Source organism: Pseudomonas sp. RHF3.3-3 (assembly GCF_048069595.1).
Classification (GTDB): domain Bacteria; phylum Pseudomonadota; class Gammaproteobacteria; order Pseudomonadales; family Pseudomonadaceae; genus Aquipseudomonas; species Aquipseudomonas fuscovaginae_B.
Genome location: NZ_CP182250.1, coordinates 5,000,152 through 5,016,999, shown reverse-complemented (window position 1 = coordinate 5,016,999; position 16,848 = coordinate 5,000,152). Strand labels below are relative to the sequence as shown.

Genomic DNA, 16,848 nt, shown 5'->3' with positions numbered 1-16,848 from the left:
ACTAGATGGCAAATGCATATCAGGTCAGGTTGGATTTTTCCCCCGAATTGTCCTGAAAACCGGCTACGAGTGGGGTGTCCATGATGACTCAGGCAATGTGAAAACATTGAAAAATGGCCGCCTGTACCTTCAACACCGCCGGGTCGAGGGACACGCTGGTGCGCCAGCCCAACTCGATCGGGTAGCGCGGCAGGGGCATGGGGCAGGGTAGCAGGCTCAGCCCGCCGAGTTCGGCGATAGCCTGGGCGGCATGGGCCGGAATGGTGGCGACGGCCTGGCTGCCCTTGAGCAGGTAGGGCAATGCCGCGAAATGGCTGGTGGAGGCGCTGACGTGCCGGCCCAATCCCAGGCCGGCCAGCGCTTCGTCGGTGATGCCGATGAAGCCGCCGGACGACACCAGGATATGTTCACGGGCGACGAACTGCTCCAGGCTCAGCCCGGTCTGGCCGGCCTCCAGGCTCTGCGGGTCGACCAGGCAAAGGTAGTCGCCTTCGCCCAGCACCCGGCGGCTGAGCAGGCGTTCGGCGAAGCCGCCAGCGGTGATGGCCAGGTCGAAATGGCGTTGCATCAGGCCTTCACCGACGATCTGGCTGTGGGTCTGGCGGAAGATCAGGCGCAGACGGGGTGCCTGGATAGCGATCAGTTCCAGCAGACGGCGACCGTAGGCAATCTCGAAATCGTCCGACAGCCCGATGATCACCGAGCGGCCCTCGTACTGTTGGGCCTGCGGGTCGACCAGCGCCAGGCTCTGCCGGCACTTGTTCAGGGCTTCGCTGATCACCGGCTTGAGCTGGTTGGCGCACAGGGTCGGTGCCAGGCCGCGGCCGGTGCGCACGAACAGCGGATCGCCATAGACCTCACGCAACCGGCGCAGGGCGGCGCTGATGGCTGACTGGGTGACGCCCAGGCGCACGGCCGCGCGGCTGGCGCTGGACTCGTCGTGCAGGGCCTCGAAGACCTTGAGCAGGTTCAGATCCAGGGTCTTGATATTCGTGTTGTTCATATCATTCAGTGATGAAGTGGTCTTTATTCATGATCGACTTCGCCGCGACAATCTGCAACACGAACTCACGTCATGGAGAACCGCTCATGTCCAAATCCATCGTTGCCGCCTTGCAGATCGGGTCCTTGCCGGGTGGCAAGGGCGAGACCCTGGAACAGATCCTGTCCTACGAACAGGCGATCATCGACTCCAGCGCCTGCCTGGTGGTGATGCCGGAAGCGCTGCTCGGCGGCTACCCGAAGGGCGAGACCTTCGGCACCCAGCTGGGCTACCGCCTGCCGGAAGGGCGTGAAGCGTTCGCCCGTTATCACGCCAATGCGATCGACGTTCCGGGCCCGGAAACCGAGGCACTGGCCGGGCTGTCGGCCCGCACCGGGGCCAACCTGGTACTCGGCGTGATCGAGCGCAACGGTCACAGCCTGTTCTGCACCGTGCTGTTCTTCGACCCGCAGGCAGGCCTGGTGGCCAGGCACCGCAAGCTGATGCCGACCGGTACCGAGCGGCTGATCTGGGGCAAGGGCGACGGTTCGACCCTGCCGGTGGTGGAAGGCAAGGCCGGGCGGATCGGTTCGGCGGTCTGCTGGGAGAACTACATGCCGCTGCTGCGTACCGCGATGTACGCCAAGGGCGTGGACGTCTGGTGTGCGCCGACGGTGGACGAACGGGAAATGTGGCGGGTGACCATGCGTCATGTCGCCTGCGAGGGCCGCTGCTTCGTGGTCACCGCCTGCCAGGTCCAGCCCTCGCCGGCGGCGCTGGGCGGCAGTGTCGAGAACTGGCCGGACGAGCGCCCGCTGATCAACGGTGGCAGCCTGATCGTCGGGCCGATGGGCGATGTGCTGGCCGGGCCGCTGGTGGGCGAAGCCGGCCTGCTGACCGCCGAGATCGATACCGACGAGCTGGTACGGGCCCGCTATGATTTCGACGTGACCGGCCACTATTCGCGTCCGGATGTGTTCGAACTGCGAGTGGACGAGCGGGCCAAGCCGGGCGTGCGTTTCATTCAGGACTGAGGCGTCAGGCCGCGCCGCCATTGCTCACGGGTGATTTCCCAGATATCACAGGGCAGTCGCCCGCTGACGAAGGCGCGCTCCTCGCTACGGATCAGGCGCATGCCCTCACGCTCCGAAACCCGTCGCGAGGCCAGGTTGGGCGCGGCCTTGGGGACGCGCAGCAGTGGCCGGTCGAGGACTTCGAACCAGTAACGGGTGACCACGCGGCTGGCCTCGCTCATCAGCCCCTGGCCCTGCCACTTCGGTGCGAGCCAGAAGCCGCGGTTGTTGTCGGTTTCGTTCATCAGGCTGATGGAGCCGATCATCTGTTCCGGTGCCGTCTTCAGGCGCATCGACCAGTGCCATTCCTCGCCGCGTTCGACGGCGGGCAGCGCGATATCACGGAGATAGCTCAAGGCGCCGTCGTCCGGATAGGGCCAGGGCACCAGGGCGTTGAGATAGCGCACCACTTCCCAGTGCGGGAACAGTTGCTGGACGGCGGGTGCGTCGGCCAGCGTCATCGGTTGCAGGATCAGCCGTTCGCTGTGCAGGGTGGGGTATCTGTCCATGATGCGTGCCGTCCCGGGCGGAGTCGAAAGGCTCCTTATAACAGCCTTTCGTGTCGCCCAGCAGGTGCTGGTTCACCAGCGGCTGGTATTGGAACCCGGCAGGTCCAGGCGGCCCCGCTCGACGAAACGCATCGTGCCGAACGGTCCCCCGGCCAACTTGCCGCGCAGTACGTAGGGCAGGCCGTCAAGGCTGCGGGCCTGGCTCAGGCCGAAGGTCTGGCGCAGCATGGAAAAGGCCGAGACGCTGACCGGTACCGTCAGCGTTGTTTCGGAAAAGCGCTGCAGTGTGCCCTGCTGGTTGCTGACACCGGAGGCCAGCGGCTGGTCGTTCACCTCCAGGTCGAGGGCTACGCCGTTGTAGGCAATGGCCGTCTCGTTGGGATTCTGCAGGCGCAGGGTCACGGCGAAGCGCATCTCCATGTCCTGGCTGGGCAGTGGCTCGATCCCGACCACGTTGATATTCAACGGGTCGCGACCGGAGAACAGTGCGCAGGCACTGAGGGTCAGTAACAGCAGGCCCAGGCCGAGGAGTTTGCGCATGGTGGAATCCTCTGGATGAATGGCAGGCTCACGATACAGCAAAGCATGGACCCTGCGGCTCCTGACAGTTTCTGACAGGAGTCTCTGCTAGGCTGCGCGCATCCGCTTCTGTTCAGGTTGAATCCACCGTGTCCCGTACTTCCCGTCTATTGACGCTGTTGCAGGTATTGCGGGCCCGTAGCCGCCCGGCCACCGCAGCGGCCCTGGCCCATGAACTGGAGATTTCCGAGCGGACGGTCTATCGCGACATTGCCGAACTGATTGCCCTGGGCGCGCCGATCCAGGGCGAGGCGGGGATCGGCTACGTGTTGCGCAGCGGCCTGTTCCTGCCGCCGCTGATGCTCGATGCCGACGAGGCCGAGGCGATCATGCTCGGCCTGCAGTACGTCAACCAGCGGGCTGACGATGTGCTGGGCAAGGCCGCCTGTGGGGCCCTGGCGAAGATTTCCGCGGTGCTCGGGCCGGCGGCCCAGGAGGCCCTGCGCAACCCCACCGTGCTGGCCGGCCCCGCCGGTTACGGCTTCCCGGAGAACATCGTGCCACTGAGCGTGCTGCGTCAGGCGATCGGCCAGCAGACCAAGCTGTACATCGACTACGCCGATGCCAACCGGATCCCCAGCCAGCGCCTGATCTGGCCCCTGGCCCTGGGCTTTCTGAACGAGGTGCGGGTGATCGTCGCCTGGTGTGAGCTGCGCAACGACTACCGGACCTTTCGTACCGACCGCATCGCTGCCGCCTGCGAGCAGGGCGAACGGTATCCGGGACGGCGCAGCGACCTGTTGCGCGGCTGGCACCAGGCCTGCGAGCAACAACAGAAAACCCAGCCGTTCACTCCTGACAAAAACTGACGCGGGCCTGGCATAGGATGAGGCCAGTCCCACCCGCAAGGAGCTGTGCCCCATGAACACCTCATCCCTGGCCCCGGCTATCGAGGCCTATATTGCCGCCGCCAATGCCCGCGACACCTCGACGATCGACAGTTTCTTCGCCGCGGACGCGAATGTCTTCGATGAAGGCCGGCACCAGGTCGGTACCCTGGAGATTGCCAGGTGGATGGATGAAACCGGTCGCAAGTACCAGCCCCGGGTCGAAGTGCTCGACGTCGCCCAGCGCACCGGCAAGGTGCTGGTGCGCAAGCTCGTCTCGGGCAGCTTTCCCGGCAGCCCGGTGGAGTTGCGCTACACCTTCCGGCTGAACGAACAGGGCAAGATCGCCCGGCTGGATATTTCCCTCTGAGTCGAGCTGGCATACTGCGGGGCCCTGTTCAGCAATGGCCCCGCCCATGACCGTCGATTCCCCCCTGATTGCCTACCAGCGAGCCGTCGCCCAGGGCTTTGTCCACGACCCCGCGCAATGGCAGGCGGTGCAGGCGCTGCAACACTGCCAGGAGGCGCTGCACCAGGGGCAGGTCCCCCGCGGCGTCTACCTCTGGGGGCCGGTCGGGCGCGGCAAGACCTGGTTGATGGACCAATTCCACCAGACCCTGCGGGTGCCGTCCCGGCGCCAACATTTCCATCACTTCATGGGCTGGGTGCACCAGCGCTCCTTTCAGTTGAGCGGGATCGCCGATCCGTTGCGGGCCCTGGCCCGTGAGTTGGCGGCCGAGGTGCGGGTGCTGTGTTTCGACGAGCTGTTCGTCAATGACATTGGTGATGCGATCATTCTCGGGCGGCTGTTCCAGGTGATGTTCGACGAGGGGGTGGTGATCGTCTGTACTTCCAACCAGCCGCCGAACCAGCTGTATGCCGAGGGTTTCAACCGCGAGCGCTTTCTGCCGGCGATTGCCGCGATCGAACGGCACATGACGGTAGTCGACGTCGATGGCGGCGAGGATCATCGTCTGCATCCGGGCGCGGGTCTGCAGCGTTACTGGGTGGTGCCGGTGGAAGGCTCGAGCGGTTTTGCCCAGGCGTTCGACGCGCTGACCGCCGGGCAGCCGGTGTCCGGCGAGCCGGTCGCCATGGGGCATCGGACCCTGGCGGTGGTGCGGGCTTCGCCAAGCGTGCTCTGGTGCCGTTATGCCGAACTGTGTGAGCAGCCGTTGGCGGCGATGGACTTCATGGCACTGTGCGATCGTTACTCGGCGATCTTCCTCGACGAGGTGCCGAACCTCAGCGCCCGCCAGCGTCCCGGTCGGATCGCCCGGGGTACCGAGGATGCCGCGCAACGGGTCGAGGCGGGGGATCGTCAGTTGCCACAACTGTCGATCCACGATGACAGCGTGCGTCGTTTCATCGCGCTGGTGGACGAGTGCTACGACCGCAAGGTGGCCTTGTACGTCGCGGCCCAGGTGCCGCTGGACGAACTGTACAGCGAGGGTTACCTGGCGTTCGCGTTTCGTCGTACCCTCAGTCGCCTGCATGAGATGCAGTTGCAGCGGTTCGGGCAGTGAAGCCAAGTCTGGAGAATTTCCTTCGCCCGGCCCTGGCCCGGGCCTACAATCGGCTGCCCTGAAGCGAGAACCGATTTTCAATGATGCCGTCGAGGATGAACATGGACGTTGCGGATGTACTGATACTGCAGGCGAGCTACACCAACCCGGTGCATGCCGAGGCGATCGCCCTGGTGCTGAACCACTATGCCGAAGACCCGATGGGCGGTGGTCAGTCGCTGGACCCTGACCTGCTGGCGCAACTGCCGGCCGAGTTGGCCAAGCGTGCCCATGCGTTCAGTGTGCTGGCGTTTGTCGGTGGCGAGCCGGCGGGGCTGGTGAACTGCTTCGAAGGCTTTTCGACCTTTGCCTGCCGGCCACTGGTGAACGTGCATGACGTCGCGGTGCTGAGCCGGTTTCGGGGGTTGGGGTTGAGTCGCAGGATGCTGCAGAAGGTCGAGGATATCGCCCGTCAGCGGGGCTGCTGCAAGATTACCCTGGAGGTGCTGGAGGGGAATGCGGTGGCCCGGGCTGCGTACGAGAAGTTCGGTTTCAGTGGTGCCCAGCTGGATCCGAGTCACGGGCAGATGATGTTCTGGAACAAGTATCTGTAATGACTCCCCTCAAGTACCAGGGCGGATATCTTCACTTAACATCCGGTTGGCCGGCATTCAAATAAAAAAGCGCCCCATACAGGGCGCTGAAAGAAAACACCCCTCACAAGAAACTTGTGGAGCAACCAGAGGTGTTATCGGGAGCTCGATCGATGAATCAGGTGTCAGGTTGTTGCTCGGCCGTTTTCACTTCGTTCGAAGAGGCATCGTTCTTTTGTGCCTGAGCGGTCAGGGTCTTCTGTTCGGCCTGCTCGCGCGCCAGCTGCTGGCTGACCTGGAAATTTTCCCAGCGCTCACGGGCACGGTCGGAGCCGCCTTCGGCCAGGGCAGCGAAAGAAGTGGCGGACAATAGACCGGCAATCAGCAAGGTAGGCAGTTTCATGATTGATGTTTCCTGAGTTGTCTAAATGGATGTCGCCGTGGCGATCTGAAATTCGGAGCAACTTTAGGAAGGGGGAATTAAGTGGCAATTAAGATGGATAAATGCCGGATGAGCGGTTGCAGGAATGTTTGATGAATATCAGAAAGATTAAGTAAATATTATGAGCCTGTTTTAAGCGGATAATATTTTTCTGATTTTGCCCGTTGCTTCGCAGGCAGGCATGCCAGCCCGGATCGCTGCCATCGGGTAGGCACCGAGAGAAATGGCCTGTTCCGCTGCGAGCCGCGAGAACAGGCCAGAAGCTCATTTCTTTGCCACGTCTCCCTGCGGCTTGGGCTTGATCAGGCTGAAATCGATCAGCGCCCTCTGTGGACGCGCGTAGGGATCGCCGATCAGCAACGGCCGAACCTTGAACTGATCGCTGACCACGCTCTTGCTCAGGTCCTGCTCATCGAAGCTCAAGCCGGCCAGGTCGGTCCAGGTGTGGATCAGGTGCGAGCTGCTGTAGGGGCGGCTCAGGTCCGAAGCGAAGCTCCAGTCATGGCTTTCGCGCCATTTCGGCGAGGCCCAGGCGATGAACGGTATGGTGTACATCGGCGCCGTCGGCTTGGCCTCGTTGCGGCCCAGGGTGGCATGGCCGGCGGAGTCGAAGACGTCTTCGCCGTGGTCCGACAGATACAGCAGGAAGCCGTTCGGGTCGGTCTTGGCGTAGTCCCTGATCAGGCTCGATACCACGAAATCGTTGTACAGCACGGCGTTGTCGTAGCTGTTGTAGGTCGGTATCTGGTCGTCGCTCAGACCGGGCGGGGCGCCGGTACGGTCGGTGAACTTCTCGAAGGCCGGCGGGTAACGGTACTGGTAGCTCATGTGCGTGCCCAGCAGGTGAACCACGATCAGCTTGCGCGGGGCGCTGTCGGCCAGGGCCTTGTTGAACGGTTCCAGCACATCGCCATCATACTGGCGGGCGTTCTGGTTGCGGTTGTTGTTCAGGTACACCTGCTCGTCGGCCTGCTCGGAGAAGGTCGTGAGCATGGTGTTGCGTTTGGTCATGGTCTGCTGGTTGGTGATCCACCAGGTCTTGTAGCCGGCCTGCTTCATGACGCTGACCAGCGACGGGGTCTTGAGGTACAGGTCGGGGTTTTCTTCGTCGGCGAAGGTCAGGACCTGCTGCAAGGCCTCGATGGTATAGGGACGCGGAGTCACCACGTTGTCGAAGACCGCCAGTTGTTCCCTGAGCTTGTCGAGGTTCGGCGTGGTTTCCCGGCGATAGCCGTACAGGCTCATGCGCTGGCGGTTGGTCGACTCGCCGATGACCAGCACCAGGGTGGTCGGCAGGCCGGCCTGGCGGTCCTTGAGGTTATGCAGCGGTGGAATCCTGCTGACGCTGTCGAGCATGCCCTGCATGTTGTTCAGTTGTTGGCGATAGCTGCGATAGGCTACCACCATCTGCCACGGGACCGCCGGTTCGACACGGCTTTCGAAACGCTCCAGGCCTTCCTCCAGCGTCGAGCTGCGGTTGATCTGGCTGACCAGTGGATAGCCGATGATCGACACCAGCAGCAGCGTCGCCACCGCCAGGGCGCGACCGCGTGGCAGGTGAACCGGGCGTACGCGGGTCCAGAGCAGGAAGGCCACGACGCTGTGGGCGAGCAGCGCGAGCAGGATCCACCACTGGAAGTACTGGGTCAGGTACTCGCTGGCCTCGGCCATGTTCGATTCGAACATGATGAAGATCACGCTCTGCGAGAATTCCTGCTGGTAGATGAAGAAGTAGCCCAGGCTGGCCAGGGAACAGGCCCACAGCATCAGGCCGATCAGGGCGCTGAGCAGGCGGGTGCGACGCGGGAACACCAGCAGCGGTGCCAGCCAGATGGCGCTGAGGAAGAATGCCTGGCGGAACCCGGAGAAGCCGGAAGTGCCGCTCAACTGGATCAGCAACTGGGTGATACCCGAGAAGTACCAGAAGAACAGAAACATCCAGCCGAGCCCGGCCCAATCAAAACCTTTCGCAGACTTGTTGCTGCGTTCGAACAACGCCATCGAGCACTCCAATCAATCGCCAACTGAACCATGGGGCTGGGAAAAAAGTCGCCATGGGGAATGGCCGCACGAATTGCGCACGGCTGGAAGGCCTGGAGTATCGGTAACGACGTGTGAAAAAAACGTTCAGGGCCAGGCACACCGGCGGCGCGCCTGGAGGGGATGGGGAGTCAGCCGTGGGCCGGCGTTCAGTTGCCCAGTCGCGGCAGCGGGGCCTGGGCCGTCAGGGATTGCGCCTGCAGGGCCTCCTGCAAGAGCGCGACCTGCTGCAGCAGCGCGTTGCGCTCGTCCTGCAACTGCCGCAACTCATCGCGGCGGATCGTGACGTACAGGGTTTGTGGGGGACGTACTGCGGCTACCGTACCCATTGCTCACCTCGCGAAGGGTCTGTTTCGGTGGAGCTGGCCCGGCCCGATCAGGGGCAGGGGGCTCGTTCAAGACAATTTTGGATTCTTTTTCGGCGCATGGGAACTTTTTTATTTTTTGTTGTCGCCGTGTCCTGGGAGCGAGTTCGAGCGTAACAAGAGGGTCACGGGCGACACCGGCGAACCAATCATCGCCGTATTTGACTAACCTTTCGCAGGACACACGCCGTTGCGGTGGGCTAAGGTGTCGCCTTTATCTTTTTCGAGTTTTTTCGAACTCGTCGTCTGGAGTAACGCTACATGCAACTTGGAATCATCGGACTGGGCCGCATGGGCGGCAATATCGCACGGCGATTGATGCTCAAGGGCCATGAGACCGTGGTTTACGACCGCAACACCGACTTCGTTGCCGCCCTGGGCCAGGAAGGTTCCACCGGTGTCGCCGACCTGCCGGCACTGGTTGCCGGGCTGAGCGCGCCGCGAGCGGTCTGGGTGATGTTGCCGGCCGGGGCGCCCACCGAGGACACCATTGCCGAACTGGGCAAGCTGCTGCAGCCGGGGGATGTGATCATCGACGGCGGCAACACCTACTACAAGGATGATATCCGTCGTGGCCAGGAGCTGGCGCAAAAGGGCATCCACTATATCGATGTCGGTACTTCCGGCGGCGTCTGGGGCCTGGAGCGTGGCTATTGCATGATGATCGGCGGTGATGCCGAGGTGGTCCGCCGCCTTGATCCGCTGTTCGATGCGCTGGCCCCGGGCCTGGGCAACATTGCGCGGACCCGCGATCGCAGCCCGACCGCCGACGACCGCGCCGAGCGCGGCTACATCCATGCCGGCCCGGCGGGTTCCGGGCACTTCGTCAAGATGATCCACAACGGCATCGAATACGGGATGATGCAGGCCTTCGCCGAGGGTTTCGACATCCTCAAGACCAAGAATTCCGAAAGCCTGCCGGCCGACCAGCGTTTCGACCTGAACCTGGGCGATATCGCCGAGGTCTGGCGCCGCGGCAGCGTGGTCTCCTCCTGGCTGCTGGACCTCACCGCCGACGCCCTGGCCACCGATCCCAAGCTGGACAACTACTCCGGCGCGGTGGCCGACAGCGGCGAAGGCCGCTGGACCATCGAGGCGGCGATCGAACAGGCGGTACCGGTGCCGGTGCTGTCCAGCTCGCTGTTCGCCCGGTTCCGCTCGCGCCAACAGAGCACCTATGGCGACAAGTTGCTGTCGGCGATGCGCTTCGGCTTCGGCGGCCACGTGGAGACGCCGAAAAAATGAAGGCCACCGGCAAGAAAAGCAAGGTTGAGGCCGCCCCGCCGACCACGCTGTTCCTGTTCGGTGCCCACGGCGACCTGGTCAAGCGCCTGCTGATGCCGGCGCTGTACAACCTGAGCCGTGACGGCCTGCTCGACGACGGCCTGCACATCGTCGGCGTCGACCACAACGCCGTCACTGACGCCGAGTTCGCCAAAAAACTGGAAGAGTTCAACCGTACCGAGGTGGCCGCCAAGAGCGGGAAGACTGCGGAGCAGGCGCTGGATGCCGCACTCTGGCGCAAGTTGGCGAAGAACATCAGTTACGTGCAGGGCGATTTCCTCGACGACTCCACCTACACCGCGCTGAACGCAAAGATTGCCGCCAGCGGCACCGGCAACGCGGTGTTCTACCTGGCTACCGCGCCGCGCTTCTTCAGTGAGGTGGCGCGGCGCCTGGGAGCGGCCGGGCTGCTCGAGGAAACGCCCGAGGCCTTTCGGCGGGTGGTGGTCGAGAAGCCGTTCGGCTCCGACCTGGCCACCGCCGAGGCGTTGAACGCCTGCCTGCTCAAGGTGATGAGCGAGAAGCAGATCTACCGGATCGACCATTACCTGGGCAAGGAAACCGTACAGAACATCCTGGTCAGCCGCTTCTCCAACGTGTTGTTCGAGGCGTTCTGGAACAACCACTACATCGACCATGTACAAATCACCGCGGCGGAAACCGTGGGCGTGGAAACCCGCGGCAGTTTCTACGAACACACCGGCGCCCTGCGCGATATGGTGCCCAACCACCTGTTCCAACTGCTGGCGATGGTTGCCATGGAGCCGCCAGCGGCCTTTGGTGCCGACGCCGTACGTGGCGAGAAGGCCAAGGTGGTCGGCGCGATTCGACCCTGGAGCATCGAGGAGGCACGGGCGAACTCGGTTCGCGGCCAATACACCGCCGGTGAAGTGGCGGGCAAGGCCGTGGCCGGTTATCGCGAAGAAAACAACGTGGCGCCCGACAGCAACACCGAGACTTATGTCGCGCTCAAGGTGATGATCGACAACTGGCGCTGGGTCGGCGTGCCGTTCTACCTGCGGACCGGCAAGCGCATGAGCGTGCGCGACACGGAAATCGCCATCTGCTTCAAGCCGGCGCCGTATGCGCAGTTCCGCGATACCGAGGTCGAGCGCCTGCAGCCGACCTACCTGAAGATCCAGATCCAGCCGAACGAGGGCATGTGGTTCGACCTGCTGGCCAAGCGCCCGGGGCCGGCGCTGGACATGGCCAATATCGAGCTGGGGTTCGCCTACAAGGACTTCTTCGAGATGCAGCCGTCCACCGGCTACGAGACGCTGATCTACGACTGCCTGACCGGCGACCAGACGCTGTTCCAGCGTGCCGACAACATCGAGAACGGCTGGCGCGCGGTGCAGCCGTTCCTCGATGCCTGGCGCGAAGACAGCCAGGTGCAGTCGTACAAGGCCGGCGAGAATGGCCCAGCGGCTGCCGATGAACTGTTGGCGCGCGACGGCCGCGCCTGGCACGGCATCGGATGAGCGGCTCGGTGCAATACCCCATCCGCCTGCTGCTCAGCGACATGGACGGCACCCTGTTGCGCCCTGATCACAGCCTCAGCCCACGCACTGTCGAGGCGGTGCGGGCGCTGCGCAAGGCGGGGGTGTTCTTCAGCCTGGCCACCGGTCGGCCGCCACGGGCGATGCGCGAGCAGATCGAGGCGCTGGGTGTCGATTTACCCGTGGCCGCGTTCAACGGCGGCACGTTGATGCATCCCGATGGCCGCTACCTGGTGACTCATTACGTGCCGCGCGAGGCGGCGATCTGCACCCTGGAGTTGCTGTCGCGGCATGAGGAGGTGGAGATCTGGGTGTTTGCCGACAACGAATGGCTGCTGCGCAACCCCCACGGCACCATGGTCCCTCGGGAGCAGCATGCGCTGGGCTATCCGCCGAAGGTGGTGGAGAGTTTCGAGCCGTACCTGGACCGTATCGACAAGATCGTCGGGGCCAGCGGCAATGCGCAACTGCTGATCGAACTGGAGACGGTGCTGCAGCCGCTGGTGGCGGACCAGGCGCTGGCCAGTCGCTCGCAGCGGGCCTACCTGGACATCACCGCGATGCAGGCCAACAAGGGCGAGGCGCTGGTGACACTGGCGAAGTTCCTTGAGGTGCCGCTGGCGCAGACGGCGGCGATCGGCGATGGCGGCAATGACGCGGCGATGTTCCATCGGGCGGGGCTGGCGATTGCCATGGGCCAGGCTGAAGAGGTGGTCAAGCGGCAGGCGGATGTGGTGACCGGCAGCAACACCGAGGATGGAGCGGCGCAGGCCATCGAGCAATGGATCCTGGGGCCTCGCTAGGTGGTGGAGGCTGGCCGCCTCTGGCGGTTCGCGGGCAAGCCTCGCTCCTACAAGTGATCGGGCCGTACAAAGGATTTGAGTTCGACGCCGGTCGCTGTAGGAGCCGGGCTTGCCCGCGAACCGCCGCAGGCGGCCATTCGCCCAAGTCCGGCTTTTGGCACATCCGCTACCCCCGACCGCCCAACCCGCTTGCTATATTCCCTCAAACTCCCATCAGCCCGCCAAGGATGCCCCGTCATGTCCGAATACCAAGCCTTCCGTGTCGAACTGGCCGACAACATCGCCCATGTGCAGATCAACCGTCCGGAAAAGATCAATGCGATGAACGCCGCGTTCTGGAGCGAGATCATCGAGATCTTCCAGTGGGCCGACGACACCGATGAGGTCCGGGTGGTGGTGCTGAGCGGCGCGGGCAAGCATTTTTCCTCAGGCATCGACCTGATGCTGCTGGCCTCGGTCGGTAACGAACTGGGCAAGGACGTGGGCCGCAACGCTCGCCTGCTGCGGCGCAAGATCCTGCAACTGCAGGCCTCCTTCAACGCCGTCGACCACTGCCGCAAGCCGGTCCTGGCCGCCATCCAGGGCTACTGCCTGGGCGGGGCCATCGACCTGATCGCCGCCTGCGACATGCGCTACTGTGCCGAAGACGCGCAGTTCTCGATCAAGGAAGTGGATATCGGCATGGCCGCCGATGTCGGCACTTTGCAACGTTTGCCACGTATCATCGGTGACGGCATGCTGCGCGAGCTGGCCTACACCGGCCGCCAGTTCGGTGCCGACGAGGCGCAGCGCATCGGTCTGGTCAATCGTGTCTATCCTGATCAGGCCGCGCTGCTCGACGGTGTGATGGGGTTGGCGCGGGAAATCGCCGGCAAGTCGCCGATCGCCGTGAGCGGCACCAAGGAAATGCTCAGTTACATGCGTGACCACCGGATCGACGACGGCCTGGAATACGTTGCCACCTGGAACGCCGCCATGTTGCAATCGAACGACCTGCGTGTGGCCATCGCGGCACACATGAGCAAGCAGAAACCTGAATTTCTGGACTGAGGAAGGTTTCCCGGTCCCCAAGGAACCCGCAATGACTCAAGGCTGGACAACCGCAGTACTGGATATCGAACAACCCGGTGGCTGGGCCGTGGCCCGTGGTCCCGAGGGGTTCCTGCTGGATGACAACGGCGTGCTGTTCCCCCGCGAGTGGCTCAAGCGCCAGGGCCTGCCGGTACTCTGCGAGCATGGCATCGGCCATCGCGATGGCGAGCCGGTGTACCTCTTGGAACTCAAGGCCACGGCCGAGGTACCGGGTTGCCGCTGGCAGGGGCTGCGGCGCTTCATGCTCGAAGGTGACTTCACCACCTACCGTATGCTCGGCTATGCCGCGCAGATCGGAACCTGGGCCCGTGAGCATCGGTTCTGCGGCAGTTGCGGACAGCCGACCCGCCAGGTCCCGGGCGAGCGGGCGATGTATTGCCAGCCGTGCGACCTGCGCGCCTACCCACGGATTTCGCCGAGCATGATCGTGCTGGTGACCCGCGGCGATGAAGTGCTGCTGGCCCGCTCGCCGCGTTTCGTGCCCGGGGTCTACAGTACCCTGGCCGGTTTCGCCGAGCCGGGCGAGTCGGCGGAGGATTGCCTGGTGCGTGAGGTCCGCGAGGAGGTGCAGGTCGAGGTCAGCAACATCCAGTATGTCGGCAGCCAGTGCTGGCCGTTCCCGCACTCGATGATGCTGGGCTTCCATGCCGAATATGCCGGCGGCGAGATCGTGCCGCAGGTCGACGAGATCGAGGATGCGCAGTGGTTCAATATCCGCGAACTGCCGCCGTTGCCGGCATCCCGGTCGATCGCCCGCTACCTGATCGACCTGTATGTGGCGCGTCGCCTAGGCCACGCTGAACCAGTGCTGCCAGGCTAGGCGCACGGTCAGCCCGAGGACCACGGTGATGAACACCGGGCGAATGAACTTCGCCCCGCCACTGATGGCGGTGCGGGCGCCGAAGAATGCCCCGAGCATCACCGAAACACCCATGGCCAAGCCGATGATCCAGTCGACCTGACCGGAAAACACGAACACCGACAGCGCGGCGATATTGCTGACGAAGTTCATGCTGCGCGCCACGCCGCTGGCCTTGACCAGGTCGATGGGGTATAGCAGCAGGCTGCTGACGGTCCAGAACGCACCGGTGCCGGGCCCGGCCACGCCGTCGTAGAAACCCAGGCCGAAGCCCTGGGGGAACTGCCACTTCCTGCGGATCGGCGCGTCGCTGTCCAGCGGCGCCTTGGGCGTACCGCCGAACAGCAGGTACAGGCCACAGGCGAAGACGATCACCGGCAGCATCCTGTTCAGCCACTCGGCTGGCATGAAGTGCGCGGCCACTGCGCCGATCAGCGCACCGGCGAGGGTGCCGAAGATCGCCAGTTTCCACTGGCGCGGATGGAACAGCTTGCGCCGGTAGAAGGTGAAGCTGGCGGTGGCCGAGCCGAAGGTCGAACTGAGCTTGTTGGTACCCAGCACCAGGTGCGGTGGCAGGCCGGCGGTCAGCAGTGCCGGGGTGGTCAGCAGGCCGCCCCCGCCGGCGATGGCATCGATGAAACCGGCGACGAAGGCGACGACGGCGAGAATGGCGAGGGTGGTCAGGTCTACGCTGAGATCGAAAGGCATGGGGTCGGCTTAGGCTATGTATGAAATCGCTTGAAACTTGGTTATGCAGCGTTAAAAACCGGCTCGGAATGCTCATTGACAACCAGTCAAGTCGGGCGCGACCCCGGGCGTTCCTCGCCGGTTTTTGCCTTGCCTAACCTGCGTTTCAAACAATTTCGTACACAGCCTAGGTCGGCAGATGGCGCGCAAAGCGCCTGAAGGGGCGCCATCTTACCGAGTCGCGAGGGCCGCTGCGACCTCAGCCCTTGGCCGGGCCGTTGCCGATCTGCCAGACGAACGGTGGCTCGGTGCCGTTGATCGCCCAGTCGCCGATGATCCGGGCCTTGTAGATCACCGGGTTGTGTGACGACACCGTCCGCGCGTTGCGCCAATGGCGATCCAGCGCCTTGCCCTGGCGGACATCGGAGGCGCCGAGGGCATTGAACAGTTCGCTGGTGGCGCGCTGGATCAACTCCGAGACCACCACCTGCGCCGTGGCCGACTCGATTTCCGCGTCGACATTGGCCTGGCGTTCCACCTCATCATCACCGCCGAAGCGCGCGAGGTAGGCCCGCTGTGCCGGTTGCGCGGCGCGTACCGCCGAGGCCTCGGCGGCATACACCAGCGCGGCGACTTCGCCGACCACCTGCTGCACCTGCGCATCCTCGCTGACCCGCTGGGCATTGCCATGGCTGTAGATGCGCTTGCGCTCGCGCACCTGGCGTGCCACGTCCCTGAGCGCCGCACGACCGATGCCCGCCAGGGTCGCCAGCAGCACCAGTTGGTAGAACGCTGTCTGGTACTTGAAGCGGGTGGCGAAGTCGATGACATGGCCGCTTTCCACCACGGCATCGACGAACCGCGAGGTGCCGCTGCCGGTGGTGCGCTGGCCGAAACCGTCCCAGTCGTCGTTGTGTTCGACGCCCGGCTGGCGGGCGCGCACGGCGGCAATCACGTCGCCGCCGGTGTCGCTGCGGCGGGCGTAGACGTCGATCCAGTCGGCAAAGATGCTGCCGGTGCTGTAGAACTTCTCGCCATTGAGGCGCCACTGTTCACCGTCCGGCGAGACCCGGGTCACCACGTCGCCGATGACCACGTTGCCGATCTCGGTCCAGGCGCAGCCGACGATGTCGCCGTCGACGAAGCGTTTGAACCACAGGTCACGGCCGGGGCCCGGGGTGGCGTTCAGCCGGTCCTCGGCAAAGGCGAAATGCCCGCGCAGGGCCTGCGGGACATTGGAGTCGGCCTCGGCCAGTTCGATCAGCAACTGGAACAATTGCGGCAGGGAGGCGCCGCCCCCACCATATTCCACCGGTACCCGTACAGCGCCGAAGCCGGCCTGCTTGAGCCACTGGATCGGCTCGTGGGGCAACTCGCGGGCCAGTTCCCGTTGCACGGCACCGGCGGCGATGCGCGCGAAGATCGGTCGGAAGCGTTCGGCCAGGGACTCGTAGTCGACGCCGAGGGACAGTGGGTTGATTACCTGGTGTTCGGTCATGGGACAGCTCCTTGTGGCAGGCAGAGAAAACTGCGGTTGCCGGGAGCGGTTGCAGGGTCCATGCCGTTGGCGATCACCCCGTGTTCACGGGCTTCTATCTCGCCAGGCGAGGCGGCAACTGTTGTCTGGGCAACAGATCTTCAACAAATCGTCCTGTAGGCCACAGGTTTCCGGAGGCGAGAAGGCTCTGCGTGGGAGCGGGCCTGCCCGC

The 16,848-nt window shown here is 64.0% G+C and carries 18 protein-coding genes; 10 read left to right on the top strand and 8 right to left on the bottom strand.

What is annotated here, in order from left to right:
• Positions 1 to 88: 88 nt before the first annotated feature.
• A complete protein-coding gene (locus ACMGT0_RS22000; RefSeq protein WP_416769777.1) occupies positions 89 to 1,003 on the bottom strand; it encodes a LysR family transcriptional regulator in 915 nt (304 codons plus the stop codon).
• 86 nt (positions 1,004 to 1,089) lie between these two features.
• On the opposite strand from ACMGT0_RS22000, the gene ACMGT0_RS21995 reads away from it, so the two are divergent.
• Positions 1,090 to 2,016: a carbon-nitrogen hydrolase family protein gene (locus ACMGT0_RS21995; protein WP_416769776.1), complete on the top strand. Its 927-nt coding sequence runs from the start codon at positions 1,090 to 1,092 to the stop codon at positions 2,014 to 2,016.
• Here ACMGT0_RS21995 and ACMGT0_RS21990 read toward each other — a convergent pair.
• The gene (locus ACMGT0_RS21990; protein WP_416769775.1) at positions 2,007 to 2,564 is read right to left on the bottom strand and encodes a GNAT family N-acetyltransferase; all 558 of its coding nucleotides are present in this window, start codon (positions 2,562 to 2,564) and stop codon (positions 2,007 to 2,009) included. The genes ACMGT0_RS21995 and ACMGT0_RS21990 overlap by 10 nt on opposite strands.
• A gap of 72 nt (positions 2,565 to 2,636) precedes the next feature.
• The gene (locus tag ACMGT0_RS21985; RefSeq protein ID WP_054060309.1) at positions 2,637 to 3,104 is read right to left on the bottom strand and encodes an LEA type 2 family protein; all 468 of its coding nucleotides are present in this window, start codon (positions 3,102 to 3,104) and stop codon (positions 2,637 to 2,639) included.
• Positions 3,105 to 3,232: 128 nt separating this feature from the next.
• On the opposite strand from ACMGT0_RS21985, the gene ACMGT0_RS21980 reads away from it, so the two are divergent.
• The 4 genes from ACMGT0_RS21980 (at position 3,233) to ACMGT0_RS21965 (ending at position 6,089) form a co-directional block, all read left to right on the top strand.
• Positions 3,233 to 3,952, top strand: a complete 720-nt coding sequence (locus tag ACMGT0_RS21980) for a helix-turn-helix transcriptional regulator (protein ID WP_054060308.1) — start codon at positions 3,233 to 3,235, stop codon at positions 3,950 to 3,952.
• Between the two features lie 52 nt (positions 3,953 to 4,004).
• Complete coding sequence (locus ACMGT0_RS21975) at positions 4,005 to 4,340, top strand: nuclear transport factor 2 family protein (RefSeq protein WP_054060307.1); 336 nt, start codon at positions 4,005 to 4,007, stop codon at positions 4,338 to 4,340.
• Between the two features lie 46 nt (positions 4,341 to 4,386).
• Entirely contained in the window at positions 4,387 to 5,496 is a 1,110-nt protein-coding gene (gene zapE, locus ACMGT0_RS21970) for a cell division protein ZapE (RefSeq protein ID WP_416769772.1), read from the top strand.
• A 101-nt stretch (positions 5,497 to 5,597) separates the two neighbouring features.
• On the top strand, positions 5,598 to 6,089 hold the full coding sequence (locus ACMGT0_RS21965; RefSeq protein WP_054060337.1) for a GNAT family N-acetyltransferase: 492 nt from the start codon (positions 5,598 to 5,600) through the stop codon (positions 6,087 to 6,089).
• A 157-nt stretch (positions 6,090 to 6,246) separates the two neighbouring features.
• Here the strand turns inward: ACMGT0_RS21965 and ACMGT0_RS21960 are convergent, their stop codons facing one another.
• The 3 genes from ACMGT0_RS21960 to ACMGT0_RS21950 all read right to left on the bottom strand — a co-directional run bounded on the left by ACMGT0_RS21960 (position 6,247) and on the right by ACMGT0_RS21950 (position 8,879).
• Positions 6,247 to 6,471, bottom strand: a complete 225-nt coding sequence (locus tag ACMGT0_RS21960; protein ID WP_273822478.1) for a hypothetical protein — start codon at positions 6,469 to 6,471, stop codon at positions 6,247 to 6,249.
• A gap of 303 nt (positions 6,472 to 6,774) precedes the next feature.
• Positions 6,775 to 8,511, bottom strand: coding sequence for a phosphoethanolamine transferase CptA (locus ACMGT0_RS21955; RefSeq protein ID WP_054060304.1), 1,737 nt, complete (start codon positions 8,509 to 8,511; stop codon positions 6,775 to 6,777).
• A 188-nt stretch (positions 8,512 to 8,699) separates the two neighbouring features.
• Positions 8,700 to 8,879, bottom strand: a complete 180-nt coding sequence (locus ACMGT0_RS21950) for a DUF6026 family protein (RefSeq protein ID WP_054060303.1) — start codon at positions 8,877 to 8,879, stop codon at positions 8,700 to 8,702.
• Between the two features lie 297 nt (positions 8,880 to 9,176).
• On the opposite strand from ACMGT0_RS21950, the gene gnd reads away from it, so the two are divergent.
• The 5 genes from gnd (at position 9,177) to nudC (ending at position 14,413) form a co-directional block, all read left to right on the top strand.
• The gene (gnd, locus tag ACMGT0_RS21945) at positions 9,177 to 10,160 is read left to right on the top strand and encodes a phosphogluconate dehydrogenase (NAD(+)-dependent, decarboxylating) (protein ID WP_054060302.1); all 984 of its coding nucleotides are present in this window, start codon (positions 9,177 to 9,179) and stop codon (positions 10,158 to 10,160) included.
• The gene (gene zwf / locus ACMGT0_RS21940; protein ID WP_416769768.1) at positions 10,157 to 11,680 is read left to right on the top strand and encodes a glucose-6-phosphate dehydrogenase; all 1,524 of its coding nucleotides are present in this window, start codon (positions 10,157 to 10,159) and stop codon (positions 11,678 to 11,680) included. Before gnd ends, zwf begins: the two co-directional genes overlap by 4 nt.
• The gene (locus ACMGT0_RS21935) at positions 11,677 to 12,501 is read left to right on the top strand and encodes an HAD family hydrolase (RefSeq protein WP_416769767.1); all 825 of its coding nucleotides are present in this window, start codon (positions 11,677 to 11,679) and stop codon (positions 12,499 to 12,501) included. The genes zwf and ACMGT0_RS21935 overlap by 4 nt, the downstream gene beginning before the upstream one ends.
• 237 nt (positions 12,502 to 12,738) lie before the next feature.
• On the top strand, positions 12,739 to 13,551 hold the full coding sequence (locus tag ACMGT0_RS21930; RefSeq protein WP_054062811.1) for a crotonase/enoyl-CoA hydratase family protein: 813 nt from the start codon (positions 12,739 to 12,741) through the stop codon (positions 13,549 to 13,551).
• A gap of 31 nt (positions 13,552 to 13,582) precedes the next feature.
• A complete protein-coding gene (gene nudC / locus ACMGT0_RS21925; protein WP_416769765.1) occupies positions 13,583 to 14,413 on the top strand; it encodes an NAD(+) diphosphatase in 831 nt (276 codons plus the stop codon).
• On the opposite strand, the gene ACMGT0_RS21920 is transcribed toward nudC, so the two are convergent.
• Both ACMGT0_RS21920 and ACMGT0_RS21915 read right to left on the bottom strand, forming a co-directional pair.
• Positions 14,381 to 15,160: a TSUP family transporter gene (locus tag ACMGT0_RS21920; RefSeq protein ID WP_054062810.1), complete on the bottom strand. Its 780-nt coding sequence runs from the start codon at positions 15,158 to 15,160 to the stop codon at positions 14,381 to 14,383. The genes nudC and ACMGT0_RS21920 overlap by 33 nt on opposite strands.
• Positions 15,161 to 15,398: 238 nt before the next feature.
• Positions 15,399 to 16,637, bottom strand: a complete 1,239-nt coding sequence (locus tag ACMGT0_RS21915) for an acyl-CoA dehydrogenase family protein (RefSeq protein WP_054059917.1) — start codon at positions 16,635 to 16,637, stop codon at positions 15,399 to 15,401.
• Positions 16,638 to 16,848 lie beyond the last annotated feature (211 nt).